10 protein-coding genes and 2 pseudogenes are annotated in these 8,580 nt (G+C 69.4%); 6 read left to right on the top strand and 6 right to left on the bottom strand.

Annotated elements, in window-relative coordinates:
* Positions 1-105: 105 nt before the first annotated feature.
* A pseudogene (locus tag AB0J64_RS56130) lies at positions 106-675 on the bottom strand (FAD-dependent monooxygenase); the annotation flags it as partial.
* A gap of 370 nt (positions 676-1,045) precedes the next feature.
* Here AB0J64_RS56130 and AB0J64_RS56125 point away from each other — a divergent pair.
* Complete coding sequence (locus AB0J64_RS56125) at positions 1,046-1,861, top strand: DUF899 domain-containing protein (RefSeq protein WP_364046652.1); 816 nt, start codon at positions 1,046-1,048, stop codon at positions 1,859-1,861.
* Positions 1,862-1,918: 57 nt separating this feature from the next.
* Here the strand turns inward: AB0J64_RS56125 and AB0J64_RS56120 are convergent, their stop codons facing one another.
* Complete coding sequence (locus AB0J64_RS56120) at positions 1,919-2,461, bottom strand: GNAT family N-acetyltransferase (protein ID WP_364046649.1); 543 nt, start codon at positions 2,459-2,461, stop codon at positions 1,919-1,921.
* A complete protein-coding gene (locus tag AB0J64_RS56115) occupies positions 2,458-3,657 on the bottom strand; it encodes an MFS transporter (RefSeq protein ID WP_364046646.1) in 1,200 nt (399 codons plus the stop codon). The genes AB0J64_RS56120 and AB0J64_RS56115 overlap by 4 nt, the downstream gene beginning before the upstream one ends.
* Before the next feature lie 90 nt (positions 3,658-3,747).
* Between AB0J64_RS56115 and AB0J64_RS56110 the strand changes: the two genes are divergently transcribed.
* The 3 genes from AB0J64_RS56110 to AB0J64_RS56100 all read left to right on the top strand — a co-directional run bounded on the left by AB0J64_RS56110 (position 3,748) and on the right by AB0J64_RS56100 (position 5,064).
* The gene (locus AB0J64_RS56110; RefSeq protein WP_364046643.1) at positions 3,748-4,230 is read left to right on the top strand and encodes an Rrf2 family transcriptional regulator; all 483 of its coding nucleotides are present in this window, start codon (positions 3,748-3,750) and stop codon (positions 4,228-4,230) included.
* A 52-nt stretch (positions 4,231-4,282) separates the two neighbouring features.
* The gene (locus tag AB0J64_RS56105) at positions 4,283-4,468 is read left to right on the top strand and encodes a hypothetical protein (RefSeq protein WP_364046640.1); all 186 of its coding nucleotides are present in this window, start codon (positions 4,283-4,285) and stop codon (positions 4,466-4,468) included.
* Between the two features lie 98 nt (positions 4,469-4,566).
* Positions 4,567-5,064: an ATP-binding protein gene (locus tag AB0J64_RS56100; RefSeq protein WP_364046637.1), complete on the top strand. Its 498-nt coding sequence runs from the start codon at positions 4,567-4,569 to the stop codon at positions 5,062-5,064.
* On the opposite strand, the pseudogene AB0J64_RS56095 reads toward AB0J64_RS56100, so the two are convergent.
* Positions 5,059-5,145: pseudogene (locus AB0J64_RS56095) on the bottom strand (pentapeptide repeat-containing protein); the annotation flags it as partial. The gene AB0J64_RS56100 and the pseudogene AB0J64_RS56095 sit on opposite strands and share 6 nt — an antisense overlap.
* A gap of 60 nt (positions 5,146-5,205) precedes the next feature.
* Positions 5,206-5,880 carry a hypothetical protein gene (locus AB0J64_RS56090; protein ID WP_364046634.1) on the bottom strand — a complete coding sequence of 225 codons (675 nt, stop codon included), beginning with the start codon at positions 5,878-5,880 and terminating at the stop codon, positions 5,206-5,208.
* A 94-nt stretch (positions 5,881-5,974) separates the two neighbouring features.
* On the opposite strand from AB0J64_RS56090, the gene AB0J64_RS56085 reads away from it, so the two are divergent.
* The gene (locus tag AB0J64_RS56085) at positions 5,975-6,601 is read left to right on the top strand and encodes a TetR family transcriptional regulator (protein ID WP_364046631.1); all 627 of its coding nucleotides are present in this window, start codon (positions 5,975-5,977) and stop codon (positions 6,599-6,601) included.
* Positions 6,602-6,759: 158 nt separating this feature from the next.
* On the top strand, positions 6,760-7,674 hold the full coding sequence (locus AB0J64_RS56080) for a MurR/RpiR family transcriptional regulator (protein WP_364046628.1): 915 nt from the start codon (positions 6,760-6,762) through the stop codon (positions 7,672-7,674).
* A gap of 46 nt (positions 7,675-7,720) precedes the next feature.
* On the opposite strand, the gene AB0J64_RS56075 is transcribed toward AB0J64_RS56080, so the two are convergent.
* Entirely contained in the window at positions 7,721-8,188 is a 468-nt protein-coding gene (locus AB0J64_RS56075) for a hypothetical protein (RefSeq protein WP_364046625.1), read from the bottom strand.
* Between the last annotated feature and the right edge of the window lie 392 nt (positions 8,189-8,580).

Raw genomic sequence — 8,580 nt, 5'->3', positions numbered from 1 at the left:
GCGAGAACTGCCTGCGACGCCTCGTCACGTACCTACCTCTTCCAGACTTCTGTCAGCTTATGTAGCCAACTGTCCGGAATCTTCGAGGCACCTCACGGTCACCTTGGCGGCGATCTCCTCCCGCGGCACGCCCACTTCCATCTCGCCCATCAGCGTCTCGGTCCGTGAGGGCTCGCCGGGGAAGCCGACGCCGAGCAGTTTGCGCACCGTACTGCGCCCGCCGTCACAGCCGACGAGGTAGCGCGAACGCAGCTGTTCCCCGTCGGCCAGCTCGACGGTCACCCCCTCGTCGTCCTGCTCGAAACCGGCGACCGCGCAACCGCGCCGGACCTGCGCGCCCAGTTCGATCGCGTGTTCTTCGAGCAGATGAACGATGACCGGCTGCGGGATACCCAGCAGATAGGCGTACGCGGAATCCAGGCCCTTGGGCGCGGGTTTGGGGATGGCGGCGAAGAAACCGCCGGCCGGACGCTGTCGTCCATGCCGGCGAATGCGATCCAGCAGTCCGCGCATCGCCATCAGCTCGAGACTGCGAATATGCAGACCGACTATGCGGACGAACGACGCGGGCTCGGTCTCTTTCTCCAGAACGAGTACCCGCACATCGTGCAGCCGCAGTTCGGCGGCCAGCATCGCACCGGTCGGCCCGCATCCGGCAATGATCACGTCGAACATGAGGGGCGCGCGATCGGCCCTGTCGTTCGACGGCGGCTCGGCGGTGACCTGCTGAGAGTGCATAGGTGTTGCCTTTCGGGAGTGCCTTGTTGGCGAGGCGCTCCCGGCGACACCTACGTCAATCGCCCGACCGTGACGGCAAGGGGGAGCACCCACATCGATACAGCGTTCATGGGTCTCACCTCCTCGGGCGGTGTCACGGTCACGTGCAAGCTACAAGCCCGAGCATCATCCCGTCCAACCCTTTCCCAGCCACATGATCACGATTCCAAAATGTGAACACTTCGGCATCCCCGGCCCGATGACTTCCAGCCGGGTCGCGAGTCTGTTCGTACGACGCAGCCCGACACGAGACACCACGGAGCACACCATGACGACCCCGCCGAATGACCCGGCCACCACGCTGCCCGGCCGCCCGCCCGTCGTCGACCTGGCCGCCTGGCAGGCCGCCCGTGACGAGCTGCTGGCCCGCGAGAAGGCCCACACCCGCGAGGGCGACGCCATCGCCGCAGCCCGCCGCCGGCTGCCGATGGTGGAGTTCGACGGGACGGTCGAGGTCGTCGGACCTGACGGCCCGGTCCCGTTCCTGGACCTGTTCCAGGGCCGCGACGAGCTCGTGGTCTACAAGCACATGTGGTACGACGGCGCGCCGCACCAGGGGCAGTGCGAGGGCTGCACCATCACGGCCTGGCACCTGAAGGACGCTGTCTACCTCAACGCCCGCGGCGTCTCGTTCGCCATCCTGACCACGGGCCGATGGGACGAGGTGGCCTCCTACGTCGAGTTCATGGGCTACACCCAGCCCTGGTACTCGGTGCGCGACGTGGAGGAGCCGGTCGGTGGCAGCATGGGTTACCTCACCTGCTTCCTGCGCGACGGCGACCGCGTGTTCCTCACCTACTCCACGACGGGTCGTGGCAACGAGCCGGTCGCCGGGTCCCTCGGCCTGCTCGACATGACGCCGTACGGCCGCCGCGAGGGGTGGGAGGACAACCCCGAAGGCTGGCCCGAGGCCCCGCAGGCCGGCTCGCCGGTCGGTGGGCATGGCTCGCCGATCTGCTGGTACTGGCGCTCGGACGCCGACGGCGTCGCCACCTGGGGCCCGACCAGCCGCCCCGTACCGCAGTGGACCCGCCCCGGCGCAACCCCCGTGGAGACCCTCGGCCGGCACGGCCACCACCACTGACGCGCCCTCGACGGCGGAACTGGTCATCGGGCTGGCCTGGACCTGCGCTCGGCGAGGTCAGAGCCGATGGTGCTGCCGGACGCCGTCCTGAGACCGGATGAACACCACGACGTTCGCCTCAGGTCCGGTCAGACGCTGCCAGCCGAGCCGTTCGTACAGCCTGATCGCGTCCTGCGCCCGCGGCGCCGTCAGCAGCCAGCAGTCGGTCGCGTCCTCGCAGAGCAGGTCGAGGATGCGGCCCGCCAGGCCCTGACGGCGAGCGTGCGGGCTGACCGCGAGCTCGTCCACCTCCAACGCTCCCACCAGGCACTTCTCCGCTTGGTCGCCGAGGTCGAGGCGCACCCGGTCATAGGCGCGTCCCGCGGGGAAGGGTGCCTGCGTCGGCCATGCCGTGCCGAATCCCGCGGGGTTGCCGTCGTGAGTGGCGAGCACCGCCGTGAAACCGGGGCGGCGTACGTCTGCGGTCAGCCGCTTGGCGAAGTCGGCCGTGCCGTACCCGTCCTCGTACCAGGGCGGGCCGCTGAACGCGATGCTGTAGATCTCGATGAGCTCGGCGGCCCGGGCGAGCGTCTCTTCGCCGGTGAGCCGTTCCAGCTTCATGCGCCGGCCTTGACGCGAAGGCGCGCGATAGGCAGGAGCATCAGCAGGCCAAGGCCGCCCAGCAGGCCGAAGGCGAGCCGGAAGTCGCCCGTGGAGTCGCGTAGAGCGCCCACCAGGAGGGGAGCCAGCGCGGCGCAGGCGTAGCCGATGAAGAACGCCATCGCGCTGATGCGCCCGGCCTCCTGCGGGTCGCGGCCGGCCACCACGGGCAGGGTCAGCACGAGCGTGAACAGGCCGCCGTGCCCCACACCCAGCGCCGCGATCCACAGCCACGCCGCCGTGCCCGGTGCGTACGCCAGTCCCAGGAATCCTGCGGCGGTCAGCGTCATCGTGAGCGCCAGGCCGACACGCTTGTCCAGGCGCTCCCCCAGCAGTGCCGGAACGGCCGGCATGGCGACGACCTGGATGGAGATCATCACGGTCAGCATGATGCCGGCCACCGCGGCGCTGCGGCCGGCGTCATCATGCAGCAGCGGCACCACCCAAGCCAGCTCGCAGTAGTACAGAGCGGAGTTGACGGCCGACAGCGTGGTGATCTTCCAGGCCGTGCCGCTGCGCCAGGGCAGGCCCCGGGCGGCCGGTCCGGCGGGGGCACTGACGTCGTCGAGGCTGAGGGAGCCTCTGGCGGCCGACCACAACGCGATGCCCGCCAGCGCGAGCACCGCCCAGGAGGCCAGCGCTCCCGGCCAGGAGCCGACGGCGTCGGCCAGCGGCGCACTTGTCCCGGCCGCGACCGCGCCGCCCAGGCCCAGGCCGGCCGTGTAGAGGCCGGTGACCAGTCCGGCGCGCGCGGCGAAGCGCGTCTTGACCACGGCGGGCAGCAGCGTCTGGGCGATCGCGATCCCCGTGCCGACAATCGCCGCGCTGCTCAGCTGCAGCCAGGTGGATCCGCCTAACAGGCGGGCCGCCGTGGCGACGGCGATGACCACGAGCCCGAGCAGCACGCCGCGCTGCAGCCCGTACCTGCGGCCCACGTACGCGCCGAGGGGTGCGCACAACCCCATGGCCAGCGTCGGGATGGTGGTCAGCAGCGACACCCCCGTCGCCGACAGGTGCAGGTCGCCGCGGATGCGGTCCACCAGCGGCGAGACGGCGGCAATGGCCGGTCGCAGGTTCGCCGCAGCGGCGAAAAGCGCGACGGCCGCCGGCCCCAAGGGCACGCGGGTGGCAGGCGAAGGATCTTTTGTGTACGTCATGAGCATCCCGAAAAGTTGATCTCGGATGTTTTCTATCCGAGTTGTATCACAACTCGGATATCGCATGTCCGCGATCGGTAAGGTGGGGGCATGAGGATGTCGAACGGCGTGGAGTGGGCCCTGCACAGTTGCGTCACGCTCAGCCAGACCCAGGAGCCGGTGCCGGCGGCACGGCTGGCCGAGTTGCACGGCACTCCCCCGGCGTACACGGCCAAGCACCTGCAAGCGCTGTCGCGGGCCGGCATCGTGCACTCCACCGCGGGCCAGATCGGCGGTTACACCCTCACCAGACCCGCCTCGGAGATCAGCGCGCTGGAGGTGGTGCGGGCCGTCGACGGGGACGAGCCGGCCTACCGATGTGCCGAGATCAGACAGCGGGGGCCGCTCGGCATCCCCGCCGAACGATGCTCCCGACCGTGCGCCATCGCCCGGGCCATGGCGGCCGCCCAGGACGCCTGGTCGCTCGCGCTCGCCCACATCTCCGTAGCGGATCTGGCCGCCGCGATCGACGCCGACAGCGACGGCACCGCGATGGCCGACGTCCGCCGCTGGCTGACCACCGCCCGGGAATGAGAGACAGGGCGTCGGGACTTCAGGGAGCGGCGATGCCGCAGGTGGCTGCGGTATGGCCGGTCAATCAGGCACCTTGCCCCGGCGCCCGTACGCGGGACTCGCCGCCGTGCGAGGTAGGCCCGCGCGCATCCTGCAGATCACCGGCGTGTGGCCGATCCTGGCCATCCATCCCGATGCCGAGCATGCTGCCACCGCGATGCGCGACCACGTCGCCGACGGCACCCAGAAGCCGTCATGATCCTCGGCATCCCCGGTGTTTAACGATCGGCCAGCCGGAAAAAGAGTCGAGGGCTCGCACTCCTTCCTCCTATTGCCGGCCGGCGGGCTCGGAGATCAATGACATTCGAGCTGCGCTGCCCCATCAGTCCCGACTTGCGCTACATCCGCGAGCTGGTGCGCATCCACGGCGAGCACCACGGACTGAACGACGAGCAACTGGAGGGCCTGGTGCTGGCGGTCAACGAGGCCGTCACCAACGTGCTCGACCACGGCGGGAAGGCCGGCCGGATCACCGCGCGCGGCCACGAGCACGGCGTCATCATCGAGATCCTCGACATCGGCGGCCGGCTGACCCCGGAGCACCTGGCCGCCGCCACGGTGGACCCGACCGGCTCACGCGGGTTCGGCCTGTGGGTGATCCAGCGGCTGTGTGACGATGTCACCCTGGAACACACCGCTTCTGGCTCGGTGCTGAGCCTGCACTTCCGCGGCCGTCCCGCCGCCCTGATCCCGCTCGAGCACCGTTCCGGGCGAAAGAGCGGGCGCGGGGCTACCGGACCCACCGCGCCCGGGTTGACGCCGGTACGGCGGCGACCGGTGCGGTCCACCTCATAGGGGACGTCGTGGGGGCCACCGTAGGCCCTTCGCTCCGTCCAGCCGGGCACCCGTCAGGTCGGTGCCGGACAGGTCGGCGCGGGCATGATCGTCACCATAGTGGGCCGCTTCCCGGCCTTCGGGCGTTTCGCGAACCCGGCTCTAGGCGGTGGGTCGCGATGATCGTCTGGCTGCGGAGCGCACCCAGCGGCGGGCCGCCCAGACGAGGATGGCGAGAGCGAAGCCGTACACGGCGACCAGGCCGTGGCCGTTTTCCTGCAGGAACCACATCACCAGCCCGAGCACGGGGACGCCGGCCGCCAGGACCTGCTCCTTCCTGATCCTGGTGCGAGTCAGCAGGGCCAGGGCCAGACTCGCACCGAGGAAATAGGTGGCGCCGGAGCTTCCGGCGAAGTCGCGGGGATCGGTGCTGGGACCTCCCAGGCCGAGCAGGGCGTCCAGATGTTCCGGAAGTACGACGCCCGCGAGAAAGAGGACGGCGGTCAGCCGGCCGCCCCAGAACCACTGGGCGAGCGCGGCGACGACGGCGAGAGTGGCGATGTTCCAGACAGCGCCGGAGGCACCGCCGTTCTGCATGAAGACCGAGGTGAACACCCGCCACCAGCCGGTCTTGGCGGGATCGTGGTCGAGCGCGGCCATGGCCTCCGGCCAGCACAGCTGCAGGACGACCCCGGCCAGGGCCAGTGCGGTCAGGCCCACCGCGACCCACGGCACGGGACGCCCGCGCACCGAGCCACGCCCGACCGCGGCGAGCCCACTGTTGATCATCATCACCATCAACGCGGCCGTGGTCGCGTAGAACAGCAGCCCGTCCATGGCGCTCACCCTTTCCAACAGTGTTCGAAAATCGCTTTCACCGACGCTAGCACACGATTCAAACACCGTTCAAAAACTGGGGTACGGTAGGGCCATGAAGCTCAACAAGGAGCGGATCGTCGACGCCGGCATGGCCACGTTCGCCGAGGTCGGATACCACGGCCTGTCCATGCGCCAGGTCGCGGAACGGCTCGGCGCGCACGCGGGCAGCCTGTATTACCACGTACGCAACAAGAACGAGCTGCTCGCGATGATGGCCGACCGCGTCTGCCGGCAGGCCTATGACGCCGGCACCGCCGCCCTGGCTGCGCTCCCGTCCCCATCCACCTGGCAGGACGAGATCGAGGCCCAGGTCACCGCGCTGCGCGGCAGCATCCGGCAGCATCCCGGCGGCGCCATCCTGCTCGCCGACAGTCCCGGAATGCTCAGCCCCGGCGCGCTGTCCCTCCTGGAACGCCTCCTGCGGACCCTCGCGGCGGCCGGCGTCCCCGCCGAGCACCGCCTCATCGCCGCCGACACCCTCCTCAGCCATGTCACCGGGTTCGTCCTGCAGGAGCAGGGCACGTCCCAAACACCGGCCATCACCCCGGCGACCTACGCCGACCTGCGGGAACGCTTTCCGCACGTCTTCGAGGAGACTCCGCTCCCGGGCCAGGACGAGAAGTTCCGGCGCAGCATCCGTCTCCTGTGCACGGCATTCGACGCCCTCATCAAGAGCTGAGACCTACCGGAGAATTTTTCTTCCCGTACGAAGCCTCGCTTCCGAAAAAGAGGTCCATCGATGTCAGGACCTCCCTCGTGCCCGATAGCGTGAGGGTTTGCCGAGGCATTGGCGTCGGCCGCGGATGAAGAATAATTCACCACTGAGAGGGAGCTGGTATGTCATCCAATCCGCCGCGGGGCGACGTCATCCACCGGATGCGTGAGTTGTTGCCCACGATGCCGGAGGCTCAGCGGTCGCTGGCCGAGCTGGTGCTGGCTGATCCGGCGGCCGCGGCGCGGATGACCATTGTGGAGCTGTCGGAGCAGTGTGGGGTGTCCACGGGCACGATCACCAGGCTGTGCCGGGCCGTGGGCATGGACGGCTATTCGGCGCTGCGCATCGCGCTGGCCTCGGACAGTGGGCGGGCCGATGTCCGGGGCACCTGGGCTGCTCACATAGGCACCGAGCTGACCGAGGGCGACGACATCCGCCATGTCGCCAACGTCATCTCCGCCAACATCGGACATGTCGTCGCCGAGGCGCTCGCCAACCTCGATCTGACCACCGTCGAGCGGGCGGCCGGAGTCCTGGCCGCCGCACGCCGCGCGATGATCTACGGAATCGGCGGCAGCGGGGCGACGGCCCTGGAGTTCCAGCAACGGCTGTACCAGATCGGCGTGCCCGCGTGGATCCACACGGATGTGCACGTCGCGCTGACCGGCGCCGCGCTGATGGGACGCGGCGACGTCGTCGTCGCCATCTCCCACAGCGGACGCACGCAAGAGGTGCGCGACCTGGTCGCGGAGGCTCGGTCGCACGGCGCCACGACGATCGCCATCACCAACGACGTGGCCTCCCCCGTCGCCGACCGGTCCGAGCTGGTGCTCGCGACAGGGGTGCGCGAGCTGGGTTTCAGCACCGAGACGATCCTGGCCCGGCACGCCCAACTGGCGGTGCTGGACGTGCTGTACATCGCCATCGCCCAGCGTACGTACGAGCAGACCAGGGAGGCGATAGCCATCACGACGGAAGCGGTGCGCTCCCACCAGATCGGCAAGGCCGACCACGCCGCCGCTGGGAGTGAGGTCTAGCCCCGTCTACAGTCTGGCCCCGCACCGTCAAGGCACGTACGGTCCGTCAGCTTTCCTGCCGGTGAGGTTCCGTGACGTCGACGCGCTTTGCGCCGTAAGCCCGGAACACCGCATCGGCCGCGCTTACGCGGTCGGTCCTGATCTCGGGCACGGCTCCCGACGCGTCAGCGGCGAACATGCCCTCCCGCGGAGTCCGGGACGGCACTGCGGCGATGGTCTCGCTGGCGTGGCCCATCAGCGCGAGGTGGTCATCGTCGACCAGCCAGAACCGGTCGTCGTCAGCCGGGATGGCATACGCGTTGTACCCGTCGCACAGGTCCTCGGACCCGTCGGAGGTGAGCCACCCCACCCGCGACTCGCGGGCCGACCAGCGGCCGGAGATGAGCACGCCGCGTGTGGTGGCGTAGCCGGTCAGCTCGATCTCGTTCGCGCCGCCGGAGTGCCAGAGGCCCACCAGGTCAAGTTCCGGGGTGAAGTGCGCGACAGCCCCGGCCGAGCCGTCCGCGACCACCAACCCGTGCTCGGTGGCTGTCAGGGTCGGGCAGCCGCGGAACGCACGGTGTCGCGGAACACCCGCACGACGCCCATCTTCTCCCACGCATGGACCACCAGCTTGCCGTCGGTCCAGATCTCCACGAGTACTCCCGTATTTCACGAAGATGGACCCGCAAGTCGTGGTCCACGTCCTTGTGCAACGCGGTCTCATTTCCGCGAAAGCCGTGCCCGATCCTCGTTCATCGGGCACGGCTCGGCGGTGTCAGTGGGTCATGATCGTACCCAGCCGGGCAGGCCGGGAACGGGGCTGGGAAGTGGTTTGTAGGTGGATTTCTTGGTCTGTGTGGTGGGTGGGATGGCGGGGCATCTGGCGCCTTCGGCCGGCAGTTTGAGGGAGACCAGTTAGCGGTC

This window comes from Nonomuraea sp. NPDC049695, assembly GCF_040674955.1.
Taxonomy (GTDB): Bacteria; Actinomycetota; Actinomycetes; order Streptosporangiales; family Streptosporangiaceae; genus Nonomuraea; species Nonomuraea helvata.
Note: the sequence above shows the minus strand (reverse complement) of the source record. Positions and strands in the feature narration are given on the sequence as shown.

Bases quoted from the DNA above. Each gene is read 5' to 3' on its own strand.
- AB0J64_RS56105 (WP_364046640.1), top strand. From the start codon at position 4,283: ATGGCCGGTCAATCAGGCACCTTGCCCCGGCGCCCGTACGCGGGACTC.
- AB0J64_RS56110 (WP_364046643.1), top strand. From the start codon at position 3,748: ATGAGGATGTCGAACGGCGTGGAGTGGGCCCTGCACAGTTGCGTCACG.
- AB0J64_RS56115 (WP_364046646.1), bottom strand. From the start codon at position 3,657: ATGACGTACACAAAAGATCCTTCGCCTGCCACCCGCGTGCCCTTGGGG.
- AB0J64_RS56090 (WP_364046634.1), bottom strand. From the start codon at position 5,880: ATGGACGGGCTGCTGTTCTACGCGACCACGGCCGCGTTGATGGTGATG.
- AB0J64_RS56120 (WP_364046649.1), bottom strand. From the start codon at position 2,461: ATGAAGCTGGAACGGCTCACCGGCGAAGAGACGCTCGCCCGGGCCGCC.
- AB0J64_RS56100 (WP_364046637.1), top strand. From the start codon at position 4,567: ATGACATTCGAGCTGCGCTGCCCCATCAGTCCCGACTTGCGCTACATC.
- AB0J64_RS56080 (WP_364046628.1), top strand. From the start codon at position 6,760: ATGTCATCCAATCCGCCGCGGGGCGACGTCATCCACCGGATGCGTGAG.
- AB0J64_RS56085 (WP_364046631.1), top strand. From the start codon at position 5,975: ATGAAGCTCAACAAGGAGCGGATCGTCGACGCCGGCATGGCCACGTTC.
- AB0J64_RS56125 (WP_364046652.1), top strand. From the start codon at position 1,046: ATGACGACCCCGCCGAATGACCCGGCCACCACGCTGCCCGGCCGCCCG.